Source organism: Cohnella ginsengisoli, from assembly GCF_029525555.1.
In the GTDB taxonomy this organism is placed as follows: domain Bacteria; phylum Bacillota; class Bacilli; order Paenibacillales; family Paenibacillaceae; genus Cohnella; species Cohnella ginsengisoli.
The window spans coordinates 1,369,878-1,390,266 of sequence record NZ_JAPDHZ010000002.1 but is presented as its reverse complement, the minus strand read 5'-3'; the positions used below and the strand labels follow the sequence as shown (position 1 = coordinate 1,390,266).

16 protein-coding genes and 1 pseudogene are annotated in these 20,389 nt (G+C 55.7%); 16 read left to right on the top strand and 1 reads right to left on the bottom strand.

Going from position 1 to position 20,389, the window contains the following annotated elements; translation table 11 throughout:
* Window positions 1-286 precede the first annotated feature (286 nt).
* The 9 genes and pseudogenes from OMP38_RS06720 to OMP38_RS06680 all read left to right on the top strand — a co-directional run bounded on the left by OMP38_RS06720 (window position 287) and on the right by OMP38_RS06680 (window position 11,086).
* On the top strand, window positions 287-841 hold the full coding sequence (locus OMP38_RS06720; RefSeq protein WP_277564399.1) for an S-layer homology domain-containing protein: 555 nt from the start codon (window positions 287-289) through the stop codon (window positions 839-841).
* 43 nt (window positions 842-884) lie between these two features.
* Window positions 885-1,124 (top strand): hypothetical protein, encoded by a 240-nt coding sequence (locus OMP38_RS06715; RefSeq protein WP_277564398.1) that lies wholly within the window; start codon window positions 885-887, stop codon window positions 1,122-1,124.
* A complete protein-coding gene (locus OMP38_RS06710; protein WP_277564397.1) occupies window positions 1,090-1,479 on the top strand; it encodes a hypothetical protein in 390 nt (129 codons plus the stop codon). Before OMP38_RS06715 ends, OMP38_RS06710 begins: the two co-directional genes overlap by 35 nt.
* A gap of 8 nt (window positions 1,480-1,487) precedes the next feature.
* Window positions 1,488-4,367 carry a hypothetical protein gene (locus OMP38_RS06705; protein WP_277564396.1) on the top strand — a complete coding sequence of 960 codons (2,880 nt, stop codon included), beginning with the start codon at window positions 1,488-1,490 and terminating at the stop codon, window positions 4,365-4,367.
* 458 nt (window positions 4,368-4,825) lie between these two features.
* A complete protein-coding gene (locus OMP38_RS06700; RefSeq protein WP_277564395.1) occupies window positions 4,826-7,495 on the top strand; it encodes a glycoside hydrolase family 78 protein in 2,670 nt (889 codons plus the stop codon).
* A 128-nt stretch (window positions 7,496-7,623) separates the two neighbouring features.
* Window positions 7,624-8,262 (top strand): annotated as a pseudogene (locus tag OMP38_RS35635) (CgeB family protein); the annotation flags it as partial.
* A gap of 151 nt (window positions 8,263-8,413) precedes the next feature.
* The gene (locus OMP38_RS35630; RefSeq protein ID WP_420869594.1) at window positions 8,414-8,869 is read left to right on the top strand and encodes a glycosyltransferase family protein; all 456 of its coding nucleotides are present in this window, start codon (window positions 8,414-8,416) and stop codon (window positions 8,867-8,869) included.
* Between the two features lie 4 nt (window positions 8,870-8,873).
* Entirely contained in the window at window positions 8,874-10,064 is a 1,191-nt protein-coding gene (locus tag OMP38_RS06685) for a CgeB family protein (RefSeq protein WP_277564393.1), read from the top strand.
* Between the two features lie 110 nt (window positions 10,065-10,174).
* On the top strand, window positions 10,175-11,086 hold the full coding sequence (locus tag OMP38_RS06680) for a dTDP-4-dehydrorhamnose reductase family protein (protein ID WP_277564392.1): 912 nt from the start codon (window positions 10,175-10,177) through the stop codon (window positions 11,084-11,086).
* A 254-nt stretch (window positions 11,087-11,340) separates the two neighbouring features.
* Here OMP38_RS06680 and OMP38_RS06675 read toward each other — a convergent pair whose 3' ends face one another.
* A complete protein-coding gene (locus OMP38_RS06675) occupies window positions 11,341-12,324 on the bottom strand; it encodes a ketoacyl-ACP synthase III (protein WP_277564391.1) in 984 nt (327 codons plus the stop codon).
* Between the two features lie 449 nt (window positions 12,325-12,773).
* Here OMP38_RS06675 and OMP38_RS06670 point away from each other — a divergent pair, with 449 nt between their 5' ends.
* The 7 genes from OMP38_RS06670 (at window position 12,774) to OMP38_RS06640 (ending at window position 20,386) form a co-directional block, all read left to right on the top strand.
* On the top strand, window positions 12,774-13,334 hold the full coding sequence (locus OMP38_RS06670) for a 6-phosphogluconolactonase (RefSeq protein WP_277564390.1): 561 nt from the start codon (window positions 12,774-12,776) through the stop codon (window positions 13,332-13,334).
* A 7-nt stretch (window positions 13,335-13,341) separates the two neighbouring features.
* Window positions 13,342-14,442, top strand: a complete 1,101-nt coding sequence (locus OMP38_RS06665; protein ID WP_277564389.1) for a PfkB family carbohydrate kinase — start codon at window positions 13,342-13,344, stop codon at window positions 14,440-14,442.
* A gap of 67 nt (window positions 14,443-14,509) precedes the next feature.
* On the top strand, window positions 14,510-15,598 hold the full coding sequence (locus OMP38_RS06660) for a Gfo/Idh/MocA family protein (RefSeq protein ID WP_277564388.1): 1,089 nt from the start codon (window positions 14,510-14,512) through the stop codon (window positions 15,596-15,598).
* Window positions 15,599-15,612: 14 nt separating this feature from the next.
* On the top strand, window positions 15,613-16,776 hold the full coding sequence (locus OMP38_RS06655; RefSeq protein ID WP_277564387.1) for an ROK family transcriptional regulator: 1,164 nt from the start codon (window positions 15,613-15,615) through the stop codon (window positions 16,774-16,776).
* Between the two features lie 45 nt (window positions 16,777-16,821).
* Window positions 16,822-17,655 carry a sugar phosphate isomerase/epimerase family protein gene (locus OMP38_RS06650; RefSeq protein WP_277564386.1) on the top strand — a complete coding sequence of 278 codons (834 nt, stop codon included), beginning with the start codon at window positions 16,822-16,824 and terminating at the stop codon, window positions 17,653-17,655.
* Window positions 17,652-18,704, top strand: a complete 1,053-nt coding sequence (locus tag OMP38_RS06645) for a Gfo/Idh/MocA family protein (protein WP_277564385.1) — start codon at window positions 17,652-17,654, stop codon at window positions 18,702-18,704. Before OMP38_RS06650 ends, OMP38_RS06645 begins: the two co-directional genes overlap by 4 nt.
* 311 nt (window positions 18,705-19,015) lie before the next feature.
* On the top strand, window positions 19,016-20,386 hold the full coding sequence (locus tag OMP38_RS06640; protein WP_277564384.1) for an extracellular solute-binding protein: 1,371 nt from the start codon (window positions 19,016-19,018) through the stop codon (window positions 20,384-20,386).
* Window positions 20,387-20,389: the final 3 nt, after the last annotated feature.

Genomic DNA, 20,389 nt, shown 5'->3' with positions numbered 1-20,389 from the left:
CCGTCGGCATACGAACTGTGGAAGTTGCACAAAATGAACTATTGACGAAAATTGCCGATTGATTATATACTATCCAAAAATAGGATATCCAAATGCGAGGAAGCACCCGCAGACGAAGTCAGACGTCTCTCGTGCTTCCTTTTTTATGCCTGTTTATGTCACGCGGTGCTTCGCTATCCTGTGCGATTCGTGTGATACGTGTGAACTTCATGTAGAAATAGATGCTTAATGACAACTATTTATTTTTCCACAAATGATGAATCTATTAGAAGCGGGGGGATTTGTAATGATAGGGCAATTCGAATGGATGAAGAAAAAGGGGCGCGTCTCGCGGCTCGTATTTATTTCAGTCATGTTGACGGCAATGCTTCTGCACTCGGCTGACGTCTATGGCGCTTCGACGGCGAGCCGAGTCTCGGCAGTGCTAGCATCTAACGGCGCGGCTCCATTGAACGATATTGGCAGCCATTGGGCGAAGCAAGCGATCGAGGCGGCAGTCGCCAAAGGCTACGTGAAGGGCTACCCGGACGGCACGTTTAAGCCGAACAAAGAAGTTACGCGCGCCGAATTCGTAAAGATGGTCGCGGATTCGCTGCATCTGCCCGTGAAGCCTTCAGTTGCAGGCACGAAGTGGTATGTACCTTACGTTTCGTCACTGAAGGCTGCTGCGCTTCTGCAGGACAGCGACCTGGGCGCAGCCTGGGACGGCCAGATGAACCGCACGGAAATGTCTAAGCTGCTCGTTCGCGGCACCGATGACGCGGTCCGAGGGAAGAAACTGACGGACGGCGAAGCGCTGTACAAATCGGCTTCGGCCGGGCTGATCGGGGGGCATTGCTGACGGGACGTTAAACGAGAAGGGCACGACGACGCGGGCAGAAGCCGTGGCGGTTATCGAGCGTCTCGCGACGGTTCGGTCGGGGGGCAAGCTGATGCCAGACAAAAATGCAGTTCAGAACGCAGCAATAATCTATAAAGGAACGAATTTGGAGGAAGTTTGGGGTACAAAACCAGTTGCATTACCTTACAAATTAGATATCAATGCTAAGGTCGATGCGAGCCTTGATAAAATGATTATCGTAGATATGGATGATCCAAAAGCCCCCCCTCAAGAGCAAATTTAAAAATATTGTCAGCTACCCTGCCAACAAGTCGGTAACAGGCGATACATATGTAGTTGCTATGTACATCACAATTAAAAACCCTAAGAACCAAGGGCACAACATCTACACTTTTCATACCGATAGCGTTATTCCCAACGGAGACTGGGGTTACTATTTTGCTTTTGATCGTGATAATCAGAAGGATTTCCCTATTGTGCCAGGTATGTGGCTCGATAAAGTCGCAATAGCGAGCGGTTGGTATATGATGGTGATCGATAAATCAGTAATCGAAAAGTATGCTGAGAGAAAAGTTCCAATGTTCATAACAGCTAATGGATATAAGCTGAAGTTTGGAACTTTTGACAACAAGGAGTAAGGTTTATTATGAAAAAACTCCTATCGCATATCCTCCTCATCTGCACAATTACTAGCATTTGGTCATTACAACCCCTTTCTTCTGATGCAGCCTCCACTGACTCTCAAACATTGACCTTAAAGTTTGGAGCAGCAGCTAATCAAATAATTAGTGATACAGTATATTTGGCCACCCCGACGACATCATTCAAAGTACCAACATATGCAGGGCGTACGGTGGCGAGCTATAACTTAACTATTAACGGGACGTCGCAGACAGTTAACGGCACAGACCCGTCGGTAAAGGACGGGTATATCCAAGTAACGGATAAGCCCGGTAAAGCCATCCCACTAGAAGGAAGCGGCATTTCAAACCCCGCCTTCACGGCGGACCGAACATCTGACGGAAAGCGCTGGAGGGCCGGCGCTACAAATCCAGACACAAAAGAAATAACTAAAATTGAGTGGGCACCTCAAGCCGGAACAGGATGCATGGCAGGCACAATCTCATCGTGTCCTGGTCTCATCCCCTCTTCCGTCACTTATCTTGGAGGAACTTCTGGTAGCATAAATCATCTGCGTTATTCCAACGGGGAAGCTGTGAGTTATTCCGAAAATGTCCCAACCGTGCAAAGTTTGGAATTATCGACTGGGCAAACAATACCTTGGGTCTCAATTGACAAGTGTAGTGTCGAAATTACCGGAGCAAAACCCACCAGTAAAGGTCTATCTCTAATAAAATTTGGTAAAGGAGCAGAATGCGGTACTGGGACCTTGGTTGGAAGACGGTCACTGAACGACAACACCGACGTGGCAGGAATAGATTATACAAGAACTAGCACTGGTTCAGGTCTTGCGGAGCAAAGACAATGGAAATATGTCTTCGACACGAAATGGAAAGGCACAACCTACGCTTATAAAGGTAGCATCACGATCAACTATGTACCAAAAACGAAACCAGGATTCGACGGCGACTTCGACATTCTTCCAGACAGCACACTTACATACGGAGACACCTTCAAGCTCGGCCCGAAGGATATCGAAACGACCGGCAGTTGCACCTTTCAATCGATCAAATTTCGAATCGAGCGAAACGGTCAAGTTTATACCGGCAACGCCATAACAAGCAAAACAACAGACGATACATACACGCTCGCCAAGTACCCCTACGTCATGCTCGCCGGCGCATCGCACGACGTGTACATGCAGATCAACACGAGCTGCGGCAGCGATTGGATCGGTCCGAAGGAGCTTTACCTAATGGACCCCAATCTTGGCGGCGGTGGACCGACCCCGACGCCGACATCGACGCCGCCGCCTGGCGAGAACCGACCGCCGACCGCGAAGATCGCTTGGGTGAAGGCAGGGACGACGACACCTACCGGCATTATCCCGGTGGGAACGAAGGTGGATCTTATTATTACGGACTTTAACGACCCAGATTATCCAGATGATTGGGTGGACGTGGATTACTGGGACTTCGCGTCGAGCACGGATTGGCTGAAGTCCGTCCCGGACGAATTCGGGGACAATCTGAAGCTGAACAGCTACACGAATATCACGGCATCCGGCATCGGCTCGCACAAAGTGGCCCTGACCGTCAAGGACTTGAAGGGCGCGACATACACGGCTTACGCGACGCTGAACGTCGTGGATTCCAAGCCCGTGGCCGTCATCCGCGGTCCGTCATCCGTTAAGGCGGGCCGACCGCTGCCAAGCGAGTTCGACGGTCTGATGTCGTACAGTCCTATCGGCCTGAAGATTGTGAATTATGTCTGGACGAACGTACAGACCAAGTACATGACGCCAGGCACTGAGACGATCACGCTGAAGGTAAAGGACGAGGAAAACCGCTGGTCGGACGTAACGTCGCATCTGCTGAACGTCATTCCTGACGATCCGCCGATCGACACGCTGACCGTTCCGGAGCAGAGCACGCGTCTTGGCACAGCCACGATTCAAAGCCAAGCTTACAGCCCGGACTACGACAACCTCGCTTCGCGCAAGATTGAAATGAAATACGATGCGAATAACGACGGCTTTTCCAACGATGCTTGGCAGACCGTGGTGAACGGGAACGGCGACGCTGACAGTTTCACGTTCACGCCGAGTCGCATCGGCAAGTATGTATTCCAGGAGACGGTCTGCGAGGATTACGGCCTATGCGGAAATACGAATGGCCAGCCGGAATCAGAGCGCACGCTGAACGTAGTGAACATCGCCCCGATCGCAGACGTCAAAACCGAATCCGACGTTTCGGATCCGCCAGAATCATCCGCCATGCTTATGACCGAATTGTACAACAATGGCCGGTTCTACAACATCAATAGAGGTGCTATCGGAGACAAGTCGAACTGGAAGATCGACACAGGCGGGATCCTGACGTCCAAGTCCCGAACGCCGCTGACCAACAATACACGGCCTTATTATGGAACGTACAACAGCACGATATTGTCGACTTCGTTCGGGATTGACGGCGTTCCTCGCATGTCGGCATTCACAGGTATACAGAGCTCGCCTACGCTCACAAGGATTTATTTTCCGGATAATCCGATTATCGTGCCGCTCGATGACGACAAGTACACGTATATCGGTGCGATGGGATCCATTTCGGCGTATACCAAATCGATGCAGCTCGTTTGGAAGCGGGATATTTTTAACGGGTATCCTTTTCAATTATTGTCATATGGCAGCACGGTCGTAGCCGTTGGCGAGAGCGGTATTGGGCGCAGTATGGTCATCGGTTTTAATCGGGATACGGGCCAAGAGTTGTTCAGAAACGATACGCTCGCGGCGTATGTCGGCGGATATACGAATTTGCTTCAAATTCCGAATGGTTTTATTTACGGCAGTTTTAAATTCAATGCCTCGGGGGGAGGACGCCGGGCAGCTGCAATATCCCTATGTTGACGGCGTGTCTCAGAAATACGGCGTCATGATGGCTACAGACAACAACAGCGGCACCAGCTATATGATGCGAACGTCTGATCAAGGCATTATAGGATCCCACAACCCAGGTGCAGGTGTGTGGTACCCGAGCTACCGATATTACTTGGGTTCCGACAATGCGAGCAATTTGTATACGTTGGTACAGGCGCAAGAGGGGATGGACGAATACGGTAAAGATCGGAAAATTCAATTTGGGTAGCTCCTCTTTTACGTATTCACCGGCACTAGATTTAAATAGCATCATCAATTTCCTCGGCATGGACAATAAACAGCGTCTCTACGAGAACACAACGGTCGGCTATCCGGATCCCAAAGTTGCGGTTAATGTTCTCGACGCCTCTGGTAATTTCATTAAACAGTTAGTGCTTTTCCCGTGGGTTTCGCCAAATGGCGGCGGGTATCAAAATTACTTTACGCAAATGATCGTTGGCGCAGACGGCACGCTTAACTTCTTTGGTTATCACCTGGACACAGAGAACTACCTTGATAACTACGCAACCGTTTCGTATGCCTCCTACGATACGGATCTAAACCTCATCACAAGCGGTACGGTCGGGCAAATTCTAGTCGGTAAAAGCCGTATGGTGACCTTCTCTCCACGAGGTGACCAAAGCTTTCTTATCGTATCGAAAGGCGGCGGCGACTATGATCCGTTTTACCTTTACACGCTGACTTCAAACGGAACCGCAACGAAGCCTAAGATTATCGACGTCGGCGAGGCTACGCCTGATCTGATCACAGGCCAGCAAGTAGCTGCAGATAAGACACTTAAGGCGAGTCTTAAAGCAGCAGCACCCGACGGAAAGGGCGCCGGCATCGCCTACCGGATCCGCGACGATCGGAACTACTACAGCGTCGAGTTCGAAGAAAACGAGCTGCGCGTGAAGAAGACGGTGAACGGAACCGCGACCGTCGTCTGGAATAAGGGGTACCCGATGGTCGCGAACCAGGTGTACGACATCAAAATCGTGCCGGGCGTAAATGCGTTCGACGTTTACGTGAATCGGGTTTACCAAACTACGATTAATGAATCAGCCTGGTTGGACGGCAAATTCGGGATCGTCAATCGGGGGCAGGGTAACGTTTCGTTCTTGGCTTCGTCGATCGAAACGACGCCGGCCGGGTACGGCAGGATCGAAGGCATCGCGCTCGTCGGCCAGCAGGTAAATTACACGCTGTCTTACAGCGACGAGGAGAGCGATCCGCAGCTGACCACCGGCAGTTCGTGGGTGTACGCGCACAACCCGAACACGCTGCTGCAGCCGCAGGGAACCGCGGCGTTCAATGGCCAGACCTTGAGCTCGCCGGTTACGAGTTTCCCGTTCGCCGGAGATTATACATTCACGTATAAGACCAAGGACGATCCGCATCCATCGCACCGTTATCCGGACCATGCGTTCAACGCCTATCGCCAGGAGTCGAACGCAGTGACGGGCAAGATCCGGGTGCATCGCCGGCCGATTGCGGATTTCACGGCGACCTGGAACTCGAACGGCACGATCGGTTATATCGATGCTTCCTACGATCCGGATCGTTACAACCCGGCGAACGGTTCGTACTCGACGGAGAACACCGGGATCAACTACCAAGCGACGCGCGGCGTTCTGGAGTATCGCTACCGGTACCGCGCGGCTGGCAGCTCGACCTATATTGAATTGAAGCCGGCCAAGCTGTATGGCGGCACTTACATTATCGAGCTATCCGTCCGCGACGAGTACAACGCCTGGTCGGAGTGGGCCACGCAGACGATCGTGGCCGGCGGGTCCACGCCGCTGCCGCCGAATCCGGGCTTTACGATCGCGCCGACGACGCAGTACCGGTTTACGGCCGTAACGATCAATTCGACGGCAAGCGATCCGCAGGATGGGGCGCGGGAGAACGTGGAGCATGCTTACTATATTAAAAGTCTGACGACGGGCGGACCGGAGTCGCTGCAGAGCGACGCCCGGACGAGCTGGACGAAGGAATTCAGTACGCTTGGCGTTTTCCAAGTCCGTCAAGTCGTCATCAACAGCTTCGGTCTTTACGCGGAAGTATCGCATAACGTATCGATCGTGAACCGCAAGCCGGTCGCCGACATTACGGAGCCTGCCAGCACGAGCGCAGCCGCGCCGACGATGTACGACACGCAGCGGCCGACGATGAAGTGGACGTACAGCGACGGGGACGGCGACCCGGAGACGCAGTACCAGCTGCACTTTTACAAGTCCGACGGCTCGTTTTACAGGGATTCCGGGGCGATCGGAGGATCAAATCTTTCATGGACGCCGACTGCGGACTTCGCGGACAATACGACCTATTACGCGTACGTGCGCGTCTCGGACGGCACGGATTGGTCGAATTGGAGCGCGCCGCATTACTTTCGGATCGTGACGAACAAGCCGCCGACGGCGGATCTGGCTTGGACGCCGTCCCCCGTCTGGGAAGGCGATACGGTCAAACTGCTGCCGACGATGTCGGATCCGGACGGCGACCGCCTGGACGCCGTCTATGAGATCGAGTCGCCGGCTGGCGCGAAGCGCACCGTGAGCGAGCAGAAGATGCCGCCGTATGGCGGCGCAGGACCGACGTTCGTCGCGGATACGCCGGGCAACTGGAAGGTGCGCCTGACGGTCAGCGATGGCAAGGCGCCGGCGGTATCGGTCGCCAAGACGATCGCGGTCGGCCCGCTCGGCGTGACCGGACGGGTGCTCCATACGGAGGCATGGGAGGACAACCGCCAGCGCTACAACGCCGCGCATCCGGGCAAGGAACGGCCGGCCCATTGGTTCTGGGCGGGCGAGCTGTTCGTGCTGGCAGCGGCGACGACGGACACCGGCGCTTCGAACACGAAGGCCGCGACGGTCACGGCCGAGGCGGGACCGCGGCTGAAGGCCGCTCTGCAAGCCGTTCTGCCAAGCAATCCCGATTCATGGAAGGGCGAGCTCGGCAGCGAGCAGTACGGGGGACCGTTGAAAGAGCTTCCCGAAGGCGACTACTCATTCGTATTTACGGCGACGTACACGAACGGCGTTGTTAAGAAATCGACCGTCGTCATCCGCGTCGCGGATACGGTTGAAGGCTTCGCGGACGTACATCGCGTTCAATAAAAAACAGTGAAAAACAGCTTCGGAAAGGAATAACGCCTTTTCGGGGCTGTTTTTGCTTGCGCACGGACGATCGTCCCGCCAACCAGGCGACATGTCCGGGGCCGATCGCCCCGAATTGGCGCTTGCGGATGGATATGCGTCCACGTCCTGTCCGAGAAAGGCGCATATATTGTATCCGGGTGATGAACATGCCGTACATGCGCGGACACAAAGCAAGACGCATTCGCAGACCCATGCGGTCCGGTTTGCGCCGTATTCAAAGACGGATGCGGTCCGGTCCTAACTTCGCGGCCGAACGAAGGCAAGGTTGGCTGGAAGGCTGGAGACTGGGCGCCTGCCGCCGGATCGCGGACGACACGCCGCCGCCCGCCGCGAGTCGCAGGCCCTGGCGCGTCATGTACGTGCCCCAGGGCTTCGACGCGATCGATCGGGGCGTCGAAGCCGCGCTCGGCGAGACGACGCATCTGATCGTCGCGCCGCAGGCGGAGATGCTGGCGTACGCGGAGACGTATCAGCCCGACGCGGTGTTGGTCATGAACGGACTTCATACGTTTCCCGCGAATCAGCGGGAGCAGGTCGAGGGCATCCGGCGGCTTGGCATCAAGACGGCGATCTGGTTCGTGGACGATCCGTACGTATCGGGCGACTCGGCCGAGATCGCGCCCAGCTACGACTATGTGTTCACGCACGAGCGTAGCTGCGTGCAGCGATACGCGGAGCTGGGATGCGCGCAGGCGTATCACCTGCCTCTCGCTGCCGATCCGGAGCTGTTCAAGCCGATGGCCGTCGAAGAGGCGTACCGAACGGATATTTGCTTTATCGGCGTCGCCTTCTGGAACCGCGTCGAACTGTTCGACAGCATCGCGGGTTTTCTGAAAGACAAAAAAAGTGATCCTCGCGGGCAGCCAATGGGAACGGATGAGACATTACGGCCAGCTTGCGAAGTTCGTACGCAGCGGTTGGATCGAGGTGCCCGAGACCGTCAAGTACTACAACGGCGCCAAGATCGTCATCAATATGCATCGAACGACAGAGCCGCTCAGCGACAACAAAAACACGCGCCGCTGGGAAGGACACTCCGTCAACCCCCGCACGTTCGAGATCGCATCCTGCGGCACGCTTCAGTTGACGGACCTGCGGCCCGAGCTTCCCGAATACTATCGGGTCGGGCATGAGGTGGCGTCCTTCTCCAATCCGCGCGAGTTGACGGAGATTATCGATTATTATTTGCGCAACGAAGAGGCGCGGCTGAATGTGGCGGCCCGCGGCTACCGGCGGACGCGCGCCGAGCACACGTTCGTCGGCCGGGTGTCGCGACTGCTCGATACGATGGGGCTTGCGGATCCTGCGCAACCGCCCGCAGGGGAGGGCTGAACGGTTGGCTAAGAGCTTCGGAGTGCGCAGAAATAAAGCAGTCGCAGTGACTCGGAAAAGACGTCGGCACCGTGCCGCGGCCGGCCCTACCGGCTTCGGCTTGGGATGGCAGCACGGATATTGGAACGGCCTATGCGAGTCGATCGTGCAGCGTACGATCGCGCCTGCATACATCCGGGATTTGCACGTCCTCTTCATTACCTCGGGCAAAGGCTTCCCTTATAGCCCGCTGGACGAAGCGGTCGGTCAGACGCTCAAACAGCTCGTATCCCGGCTGTCCGTCATGTCGCCGAAGGACGACATCGTCGGCTTCGCTTCCCGCGAGATGCCGGCGCTGGCCATCGTGCTGGACGGACTGGAATTTCCCGTCGCCACGATCGACACGCTCCGGTCCATGGGCATTAGGACCGCGATCTGGTTCACGGACGATCCGTACTACACCGAGGTGACAGCGGAACTGGCGCCGCACTACGACTTCGTGTTCACGCTGGAGCGCAACTGCGTGCCGTTCTACGAGCAGCGAGGCTGCGCTCGCGTTCACTACCTTCCGCTCGGCGTGCATACGGCCGACTTCAGGCCGCGTAATCCTCGAAATGAAATCCGGGGCGACATCTGCTTCATCGGCAGCGCGTACTGGAACCGGATCCGACTGTTCGAGGAACTGCTCCCGCGCATGGCGCGGCGCAGATTCAGGCTGTCGGGGCTCTGGTGGGATCGGCTGTCCGAATATCCGCGATGGCGGGATCGGATCGATCTGGGCAAATGGATGGGGCCGCTTGAGACCGCGGAGCAATACAACGCGCATAAGATCGTCATTAACGTCCACCGGGCGCACGACGACAGGACCTTTAACCGCAATACCTACAATATTCCGGCGGTCTCTCCGAATCCGCGTACCTTCGAGATCGCCGCCTGCGGCACGCTGCTCATGTGCGACAACCGCGAGGATCTGGCGCAGTTTTATACGCCGGGCGTCGAGATCGTCACCTACGATTCGGCGCAGGAATTGGCCGACAAGATGGATTACTATCTCGCGCACGAAGATGAGCGCCGTCAAATCGCGCTTCGCGGACTGTACCGGACGCTGCGGGACCACACGTACGTGTCTCGTCTGTCGCAGCTGCTGGATCTGGGCACGGCACCGCTAGAGCAACATTTTACCAATGGAAATGAAGGGCTGCAGGCGGAAAGCTAAAGCGGCTTCTAATCCCATCTCAGCCGTGTCGACGTGATGACCAGAGTCGAAAAGCGTGAAACGAACTACGAAGAAATCCGGAGCACGCAGGTGCATGAGGGGGTTCTCCAATGAGGGTGCTGGTGCTTGGCGGAAATGGAATGGCGGGGCATGTCATAACGGCTTACCTGCAGAATCGAACCGGGCACGAGGTGACGGTCACGGTACGGACGGCAGGGGATATCCCGGTCGTGCGGGAAGCCTGCGGCGGCGACGCCGAGTGGGCGGGGACCGCGGACGACGGCGGCCGGACGGCGCTATCCGTCCGCATGCTGGACGTTCGGCGCTTCGAGCAGGTCGCGGACCTGGTCGCCGAGACGCGGCCGGATCTCATCGTCAATGCGGTAGGCGTGCTGAGACAGCAGGCCGAGGACCATCCGCTCGACGCTTACCTCGTGAACGGCCTGCTGCCGCATTGGTTGCGGCATCTGTGCAAGCGAGGAGGCGGCAGACTGATTCATATCAGCTCGGACTGCGTGTTCCTCGGCGACCGGGGCGGCTATACGGAAGAAGAGCAGCCGGACGGCGTGACGGTATACGCGCGCAGCAAGGCGCTTGGAGAGATTGCGGATCCCGCCCACCTGACGCTTCGCACGTCCATCATCGGACCGGAGCTTCGCAGCAATGGGGTCGGTCTGCTCAAGCGGTTCCTCGACAGCTCGGGCAGCGTGCCGGGTTACGTCAACGTCCATTGGAACGGGGTAACGACGCTCGAGCTCGCCAAAGCGGTGGTATGGGCGTTAGCGCATCCGGACGTTGGCGGTCTCGTGCATCTCACGGCGCCCGAAACCGTCAACAAGCATGACCTCCTCGGCTTGTTCGCCGAAACGTTCGGACGGACGGACGTCCGTATCGTGCCGGAAGCGGAGCCGTCGATCGACCGCACGCTGGCGCCGACGAAGAGCGGCTTTGACTACCGGCCTCCCGGGTACGCGCAGATGCTGTCGGAGCTGCGGAAGTGGATGGAGGGCGACGCGCATTGACGCAGCGCCGCGCCGCGGCCGCCGGTAGGCAAGGCAGATAAGAGATGCTCGGATACAGGGAGCCGTCCGGCCGAGAACGTTTCGGCGGGACGGCTTTTGCGTGCGAGAGGGAGTCGGCGGAAAAGCCCGAATCGTCATGCCTGCGGTAGACGGTACATAACAGTTGATGACCAAGGGGGCGTGAAAAAGGCACGAAGCTTGCCCGAGGACAAGCTTCATGGATGCTGGAAGGTTCGTCGTCCGGCGGATATCGATCAGATCGCCCAGCGGAGCAACAGTCCGGCCTGCGTGAGGCCGCTGCCGAAGCCGTACAGCGCGACTGTCTGACCGGCGGCGAGTCGGCCGTCCTTCACGGCGAGGTCGAGCGCCAGCGGGATCGAAGCCGCGGACGTATTGCCGAATTCGGCGGCGCTCGTCAGCGCGCGCTCGTACGGCATACCGAGCCGTTCGCAGATCGCCTCGATCATGCGAAGGTTCGCGCTGTGCGGCGCGAGCCAGTCGAGCGCCTCCGCGGCGATGCCGCCGTCCTGCAGCAGGCTGCGAACGCCATCGGGCACGGTGGAAAGCGCCCACTTGTACACCTCGCGTCCGTTCTGCACGATGCGTCCGTCGCCGGCTAGCGGATGGCCGTTCCATTCGCTCGACAGTCCCGAGGCGTATACGTGAATGCCGCCGCTGCCGTCCGTCGCGGCATGCGACGCCAGGAAGCAGCCATCTTCCACGCGTTCAACGAGTATGGCGCCCGCGCCGTCGCCGAACAGGATGCAGGTGGAACGGTCCGTATAGTCCGTGATCTTGCTCAGCGTCTCGCCGCCGATGACGAGGATCTTGCGGTACATGCCGGTCAGGATCAATCCGTTCGCCGTCTGCAGCGCGGAGACGAATCCCGCGCATGCGGCATTCAAATCGAACGCCAGCGCGGCCTTGAAGCCGAACGCTTCCTGCACGCGCGAAGCGACGGAGGGAAACGGATTGTCGGGCGTCGTGGTGGCGACGAGGACGCCGTCGATGTCGTCGGTCGCGGTCGGGTACCTGTCCAGCAGATCCCGCACGGCGGCGATCGCGAGGTGGCTCGTGAATTCGCCGTCGGCGGCGATGCGGCGCTCGCGGATGCCCGTCCGCCGGACGATCCACTCGTCGTTCGTGTCGACTAGTGCGGATAACTCCTCGTTGGTCAATCTGCGCTGCGGTACGTGGCTGCCGATGGCGGTAATGGCAGAACGGGATTGGATCGGCATCGAACATTCCTCCTATATTTTAATAGCAAGTATTAGTACCAGGTGTTAAATTTATTGTACGCTTTTCGAGAAGCTGAGTCAACAATGCAGGGTTTCCACGATTTATGAGAGGATTGTCATCGTTGTGGATACTATTTAGTCACCCCTAGTTGCAGGTCTCTTCCAGCGCATTTTCTTTTTTTGAGGTAACTTTAGGTTAGGGGTTGACGGCTCTTTATGGGCAAACTATTATAATTAATAAAGTTAGTTAATTAAATTGGCGTCGGAGGTGATGGCTATGCAAACGATCATCGAATCTAATTACGAGACGTTGTCGGAGAGAGCAAGCGAGTTGATTGCGAAATGCGTGTCAGACAAGCCCGACGCTGTTTTATGCCTGGCAGCAGGCGCTACGCCGGTAGGCGTCTTCCGGAAGCTGGTCGCGATGTCGAGAGAGGGGGAAGGTCAGCTTGTCGAAATGCCGCTTCGTCGGACTGGATGAGTGGGCCGGGCTTGGCCGTCAGGACGAAGGCAGTTGTAAGCGATTACTGTATGAAGAGATGTTTGAGCCGCTAAGCATTCCGGAAGATCATATCTTTTTTTTCGATGCTTGCTCGGAGGATTTGGCCGGGGAGTGTCAGACCATGAACGAGCGAATCCAAACGCTTGGCGGCATTGACTTGATGCTCGTTGGAGCGGGAATGAATGGGCACATCGGATTCAACGAACCGGGTACTTCGTTCGACACATATGCTCATGTTGCGAATTTAGATGATATCACCCAACAGGCAGGCCAGAAATACTTCTCCAAGCCGATGAAGCTCAGGACAGGCATCACGCTGGGATTGAAGCATCTCACCGAGTCGGGCACCGCGGTTCTCATGGTTAGCGGCTCCCACAAAGCCGATATCGTAGAACGTATCGTAAACGAGGAGATTAATGAACAATTGCCGGCGAGCCTCGTTCGGAAGCACCCGAACGGCTATTTATTGCTGGACAGTGAGGCGGCAATTAAGGTAAGGGAGGACTGAAGGAAGCTTGCAGCCAATCACCGAACAAATCGCGCTCAAGTATCGGAATGCAGAGCAGTTCGGGGTCATGCTCGGATTTGACGGTTTTATCGACAGCGTCGTTCGCGCGGTACGGCAACGTGACGAGGAGGATCGTCCTCGATATTTTGAGACCATGAGCGAGTTTGGGCAATATTTGATTGAGAAGAGCGGCAAGAACTGCTCGATCGAACTGGTTGAGCAAACGAACAAGCTCGGCGGCAACATGCCGATCATGGCTCTCGCATTGGGGAGGCTTGGCTTCCCGCTTACGAGCATCGGAGCCTTGGGCAACCAAGAAGTGAGGCCGCAATTCTCGGGACTGGCCGAAAAGCCCAATGAAGTAATTGCCTTAATGGATCCAGGATTATCGACGGCTATTGAATTCCGGGACGGGAAGGTTATGCTGGCCGATGTCAGCTGCCTGGACTCCATGAACTGGAGTCAATTGGTTCAAAGCATCGGGAAGGAACGGCTCCTTGCCTTGTTCGACTGCAACCCGTTGATTTGCTTGTTGAATTGGAGCGAGACGAAGCATGCCACTGAGATTTGGAAAGGCTTTCTTGACGAGATTATCCCGAACGCCCGGAACGCTTCGGAGAAGACGATTTTCATCGACTTGTCGGATTGCTCCAAAAAAAGCGTAGGCGATCTTCGTCAGGCCTTCTCGCTTATGAAAGCCTTCAAGAGTCATTGCAAGGTTGGGCTTGGAATGAACGAGAACGAGTTGGTAACAGTGGGCCGCAAGCTGCTTAAACAGGACGGTCAAGACTTGGAGAACGTAGCGCGGGAACTTTACGAATACGCGGGCGTCGATCAACTCGTCGTTCATTTGAAGGACAGGGCATTCGCTTGGAGCTTCGAGGGATTCTCTCAAGCGGATAGCTATGCCGTTGAGAAGCCTGTTATCCTTACTGGCGGCGGCGACCACTTCAACGCGGGCTACTGCTCGGGGCAACTGCTCGGACTTGGCATCGAAGAGAGCCTCGAGGTTGGCAACGCCGTGGCCAGTTATTACGTGAAGAGCGGCACAAGTCCGACGCCTGCCCAGCTTATCCAACATCTATCGGATTTCCATAACGCAGATTAATCCAGCGAGACATAACCAGGGTAAAATGAGGGAATCGTTCAACCTAAATTAAGGGAGGCAATGGGGTATGAATAAAGTAAAAGTGGCTATATTCGGAGCCGGGTTCATCTCGGATTACCATGCGGAGTGCTATCAACGTTTCGTTCCCGAAGCGGAAGTCGTCGCCGTGTATGCCAGAGATCTGGATAAAGCCAAGCAATTCGCGGCCAAGCATCGTATTCCGCAGGCCTATTCGGACATCGATCAGATGCTTGCGGAATCGGGCTGTGACGTCGTCGACATTTGCCTGCCGAACTTTCTGCATCATAGGGTCTGCATCGCTGCTGCTCATGCCGGCAAGCATGTCATCATAGAGAAGCCGCTGTGCGTTACGCTTGAAGAAGCGGACGATATGATCGAAACTTGTAAAGCGAAAAACGTAAAGCTCATGTACGCAGAAGAATTGTGCTTCGCACCGAAGTATGAACGCGTTCGTCAGCTCGTTCAGGACGGCGCCGTAGGCGACATTTATATGCTTAAGCAGGCAGAGAAGCATTCGGGTCCTCACAGCCCCTGGTTCTATGACATGAATCTGTCCGGCGGCGGCGTAGTCATGGACATGGGTTGCCATGCCATCCAATGGTTCCGCTGGATGCTCGGCGGGAACCCGGGCGTGAAGAGCGTGAAGGCGCACATGCAGACCGTGCTTCACAACGAGATCACGAAAGGCGAGGACAACGCCGTCATCCTCATCGAATTCGAGGGAGGCGTGCTGGGCGTCGCGGAAGACAGTTGGGCAAAGCATGGCGGTATGGAGGACAAGATCGAGGTTCATGGTACGAAAGGCGTAAGCTACGCGGATATGGTAATGGGGAACTCGGCGTTGACCTATAGCGTTGACGGGTACGACTATGCGGCGGAGAAGGCAGGAACGACGAAGGGCTGGACGTTTACGATCTACGAGGAAGCGTTTAATTACGGCTATCCTCAGGAGCTTAAGCACTTCATCGAATGCGTCGCCCAAGATAAGACGCCTTTGGTTACGGGAGAAGACGGTAGGGCTGTCCTTGAGATCATCTATGCCGCCTACGAATCCGCCAGAACGGGCAACAAAGTAGAGCTTCCGTTCCGACCCCAAGTGAAGAGACCGATCGATCTCTGGCACGGTGTGGAATGAAGAGGGGAATTACAATGACTAGCTTCATTCAAACCCATCTTAAAGATATGAATCGTAAAACGGTATTCGACCTGTTGTCCTCGGTAGATACCATCTCGAGAGCCGAGATCAGCAGAAGAACGGGAATAAGCTCACCTACCGTTATTAAGATCGTAAGTTATTTGCAGGAAAAAGGTTTCGTTATCGAATTAGGCGAAGGGAGCATCTCCACGGCAGGAAGAAAGCCTCGGCTGATTCGGTTTAATCCGGATGCCGCATGGTCCATCGGCGTCATCTATGAAGGCGATTACCTGAATGTCGGATTCGTTGATTTGAACGGGGATATCAAGCATCTGAAGAGCTTCAAGGTAGCCCCTAACCTAGACGAGATGATCGGACGCCGACTGCCCGTTATCCTTAACGCTTTTATCGAGGAGTTCGGCGTATCCAGACAGAAGATCCTCGGGGTCGGTATCGGCATCCCCGGCATCGTGGATCCGGACACGGTACAGATCGAGTTCGCCGCTCCGATCGTCGGCGTTGAAGGAAGAAGAGATTGCAGGGACCTTATCGATCGGCTGAGCGAACAAGTCGGACTGCCCGTATCCATCGACAATGACGTCAAATCGGCTGCATGGGGCGAATACATCACGCGGGGCGGAGAGGCCTTGCAAGACCTGCTGTACGTATCGCTGGGCTCCGGCATCGGCGCCGGCATTATCCTGGACGGTGAAATCCGCCGGGGCAAACATAGCTTGGCCGGAGAGATCGCCTTCACCTCCTTCGATCCGAACTTCCGGATGTCCAAGACGGAAGTGGGCTGGATCGAAGGAAGGGTCGGCATTCATCCGTTGATCGGCAAGTGGAGCTTCCTGGAAAACATCTTGAACGACGGGCAGGCAGGAAGCTACCCGACGACGCATCGCGAGCCTTACGAAGAGATGCTTCATTACATCGCTTCGCAATTGGCGTTATGCATTTCTAATTTGGTCGCCGCGCTTGACATTACTGACGTTGTGCTCGGCGGCGTAACCGTTAACGTGCTTGGAGATGCATTATTGGACAAAGTCAATGAATACCTGGAGCGGCTGTGCGTCATCGAGGTGCGATGTACCCTGCAGCAAAGCAGGGATCCCGGCGTAGTAGGCGTAGCGGCCATCGCGACCAATCATCGGCTTATGGAATGGCTCGAAGGCTGAGCCGCGCAAACGTTAAGGATACATGGAAGTGAGGAGAGATACGGGATGAAATGGGCGTTCATGACGGCTAACTACGTGGCGAAGGAAGTCGGCTACAAGGAAGTGACCGACTGGTTCAAGGATTGGGGCAGATGCGCGGAAGCGACGATGCGGAGCTTCCACGGCAGTCCATTCGAGCAGAAATTCGAATCGTTGATCAGCGGCATTAAAGATCATGGGTTCAATGCGATCGAACTATGGGTGGGACATTTAAATCCGGCGACTGCGACGGACGAGATGGTGCGGAAGGCGCGAGATCTGCTGGATAAGTACGAGCTGTCCGTCGTATCCTATACCGCTTCGTTCTCATCGCCGAACATGACGGTTGAAGAGGGCGCTCGCAGATTCGAGATCGCCCGCGCTATCGGCGCTCCGCTGCTCGCGAGCACCTTTAACGTCTCGAATGCGGAATTGATCGTTGAACTAGCGCAGCGGTACGGCATCTTCTTCGGTTTGGAGAATCATCCGGAGCGCAATGCGGAGGAGATTATCGCGAAAATTCACCCGTATTCACCCTGGATCGGGGCTACGCTGGACACGGGGTGGTTTGGCACGCACGGCTGCGATGTCAGCGCTGCCGTTCGGGAGCTTGCACCGTATTTGAAGCATGTTCACCTCAAAGACGTTCTGGCGGCAGGCGCGCACGACTCGTGCGGCTTGGGCGAAGGCGTCGTCGACATCGCGGGGACGCTTCGCGAACTGCACGCGATCGGCTACCAAGGGGCGCTGACGTTGGAGCACGAGCCTTATGACCACGACCCGATGCCGGCCATGGCCCGCAGCCTGCAGCTCGTCAGGCAGCAGTGGAACGAGCTCCAGGCTCGGGAGGAGAACCAATGATCCTTCGCATCGGAATCATCGGGGCCGGCGCCATCGGCCAGGTCCATGCCGCCGCGTTCAAGCGGCTGGACGACGCCGTAGTCGCAGGCATTGCCGACGCCCATCTGCCCCTCGCGCAGAAGGCTGCCGCCCTGCTCGGCATCGAACGCGTCTTCGACTCGGCGGATCAGATGATCGCCAGCGACGAGATCGACGCCGTAGTCGTAGGCGTCCCCAACAAATGGCATGCCGATCTGGCGATTCAGGCGCTTCAAGCCGGCAAGCACGTGCTGCTCGAGAAGCCGATGGGCATTCATGCGGAGGCGGCCGCTCGCATTCAAGAGGCGCACCTCAAGTCCGGCAAGACGCTGATGATCGCCCATCAGCTTAGGTGGGTGTGGCCGGTGAGGCAGCTCAAGAAGCATATGGAGGAAGGCAAGCTGGGCACGATCTACTACGCCAAGGCCAATTGGCTGCGCCGCAAAAATATCCCCGGCTGGGGCTCGTGGTTTACGCGGATGGAGGATTCCGGCGGAGGACCTCTCATCGATGTCGGCGTCCATTTGCTTGATTTGGCGTTGTATTTGATGGGCAACCCGACGCCGACGAGCGTAACGGGCTCTACCTATTCGAACTTCGGACCCCGCAAGCTCGGCATCGGCAATTGGGGAACTCACAACTGGAATGGCTTTTTCGACGTGGAGGACCTCGCTACGGCGTTCGTGAAGTTGGATAACGGCGCTACGCTGTTGTTTGACGTCAGCTGGGCCAGCCATAACGGCAACGAGGACGGCATGCTGCTGCAGCTCATGGGAACCGAAGGCGGGGCGACGATCAAACTGGATTCCGGCACGCTGCATGGGGAGCTTTTCAATCAAAAGATTGATATCCAGATGACGGACGACGAGAAAGTCGACGAACGGCTGCTGTTATGCAAGCACTTCGTAGAATGTGTCCGCGAAGAGAAAGAGCCGCTGCCCTCCGGTAAAACCGGATACTTCAACAATTTGATTATTGATGCCATTTATGAGTCCTCTAAGTCAGGCCGTGAAGTTCGAATGGGTAGCTAGGGAAAATACAGAAGACAGCAAATTGGGTCTACTAGTCAGAAGCTAAAGCCATGGCGGCGTAAGGGAAATCCTCCCCTGCGCCGCGATGGTTTGTTTACGTTTTCCGCATCGCCAAAGGCCGATCGGCCGATCGCTTGGCGCCGAAAGCGCTCATGAAGAGGCTGAGATCGCTTAGAGGTGTTCCTGAAAAGTAATAAGTTATACAGCAGATTGCTTTACTTTGAAGGGTTTTTCGTTTAGATTTAAGAAAAAAGCTTTTAATGCTTTAAAGAATAAAACATGCGTCTGGAAAGGTGGTGGCTCATTTTCGTATGGAGAATCAACATAAATCAGGTCGTACTAAATTCCGGTCTCGATTAAAATTTATGATTGAACAACTACGAGACAGAATTTTAGGCGGTACCTATAAACCAGGTGAATTTCTTCCTTCGGAGTCCGAGTTGGTACAGCAGTACGGATTGAGCAACAAATCCGTCAGGAAAGGGCTCGACGAGCTGGTGGCTGAAGGTCTGATCGTCAAAGTGAATCGGGTCGGAAGTAAAGTAACGGAGAAAAGCCATGAGTCTACCGTCGTTACGCTAGGCGTCAGTTCTTCGATTGAGAAGGACATCCTGCTTTCGAAACTGCTGGACGATTTTAGCGAGCTATACCCGCATATACGCGTGAAGATTATGACGATCACCATGACCAACTACACTAGCCAGATCAAAAGCTATTTGGAAAACGGATTAATTGATGTATTTACGCAGAACAGTCTCCACTTCCAGGAACTGGTGGAGAGCGGCGCGCTGGAAATGCTAGAGCCGTTGAAGGCGGAGAAGGAGATCTATCCGTTTTTAAACGACGTGTTCAGCTATCGAGCGCTACAGTACGCCGTCCCTATCGTATTTTCCCCTATCGTACTCGCGTATAACCGAACTCATTTTAGCGAAGCGCAAGTCCCTGAACCGGATGGAAGCTGGACATGGGAGGACGCGTTAAAGCATGCCGAGACGCTATCCAGAGCTGCGGCCGGGAGGTTGGGGCTGTATTTCATTATGGTTTCCTCGCTGCGCTGGCCGGTGTTTCTCATGCAGAGCGGAGAGGATATCGGGCCAGATCCGAACGGCGTGTTCAGACTCGAAGGCAGCAAGCTCCTCGAGAGCATTCGATTGTGCAAGCGGATCATCAAGGCGCAGGACAACTACCTTGGATTTCTGATCGAGGACAATAAGGATGTCATGGATTTGTTTCGCCAGGGCAAAGTATCGATGATGCTGGCCAGCTACATGGCATTGAACGAGCTTAAGGACTCGTCTATCGACTTTGATTTGTCTCCGGCCCCGTTCATTGAAGCGCCCGCTACGATGCTCCACGCGATCGGAGTGTCAATGCGCAAGACAGATCATGTGGCTGCCCGTTTGCTGGTCGATTATATGGCTTCCTCAAGAGCGCAGGATATCATTCGCAAAGGGTCAAACAGTATTCCGGCGGTCCGGTCGCTGAACGAATCGCGCGTCGAAATACCCGATTCGATCAACCGTCCGTCCCGCTATCCGCTCTATCGGGAGATTATGGCTACGTACAGTACGAGGAGCCGATTGAACCTGTCGGCGGAGGCTTTCGACGTATTGGGCAGGCTGTTAAAAAAGATATTGGTCGGACCTGATCACGGAGCAGGAACTGTGCGAAAAGGTCGATGAACT

What these genes read in the sequence shown, in the direction of transcription:
- OMP38_RS06640 (WP_277564384.1), top strand. Translation starts at nt 19,016, where the DNA reads ATGGAGAATCAACATAAATCAGGTCGTACTAAATTCCGGTCTCGATTA.
- OMP38_RS06720 (WP_277564399.1), top strand. Translation starts at nt 287, where the DNA reads ATGATAGGGCAATTCGAATGGATGAAGAAAAAGGGGCGCGTCTCGCGG.
- OMP38_RS06700 (WP_277564395.1), top strand. Translation starts at nt 4,826, where the DNA reads ATGATCGTTGGCGCAGACGGCACGCTTAACTTCTTTGGTTATCACCTG.
- OMP38_RS06675 (WP_277564391.1), bottom strand. Translation starts at nt 12,324, where the DNA reads ATGCCGATCCAATCCCGTTCTGCCATTACCGCCATCGGCAGCCACGTA.
- OMP38_RS06645 (WP_277564385.1), top strand. Translation starts at nt 17,652, where the DNA reads ATGATCCTTCGCATCGGAATCATCGGGGCCGGCGCCATCGGCCAGGTC.
- OMP38_RS06710 (WP_277564397.1), top strand. Translation starts at nt 1,090, where the DNA reads ATGATCCAAAAGCCCCCCCTCAAGAGCAAATTTAAAAATATTGTCAGC.
- OMP38_RS35630 (WP_420869594.1), top strand. Translation starts at nt 8,414, where the DNA reads ATGAGACATTACGGCCAGCTTGCGAAGTTCGTACGCAGCGGTTGGATC.
- OMP38_RS06655 (WP_277564387.1), top strand. Translation starts at nt 15,613, where the DNA reads ATGACTAGCTTCATTCAAACCCATCTTAAAGATATGAATCGTAAAACG.
- OMP38_RS06705 (WP_277564396.1), top strand. Translation starts at nt 1,488, where the DNA reads ATGAAAAAACTCCTATCGCATATCCTCCTCATCTGCACAATTACTAGC.
- OMP38_RS06660 (WP_277564388.1), top strand. Translation starts at nt 14,510, where the DNA reads ATGAATAAAGTAAAAGTGGCTATATTCGGAGCCGGGTTCATCTCGGAT.
- OMP38_RS06680 (WP_277564392.1), top strand. Translation starts at nt 10,175, where the DNA reads ATGAGGGTGCTGGTGCTTGGCGGAAATGGAATGGCGGGGCATGTCATA.
- OMP38_RS06650 (WP_277564386.1), top strand. Translation starts at nt 16,822, where the DNA reads ATGAAATGGGCGTTCATGACGGCTAACTACGTGGCGAAGGAAGTCGGC.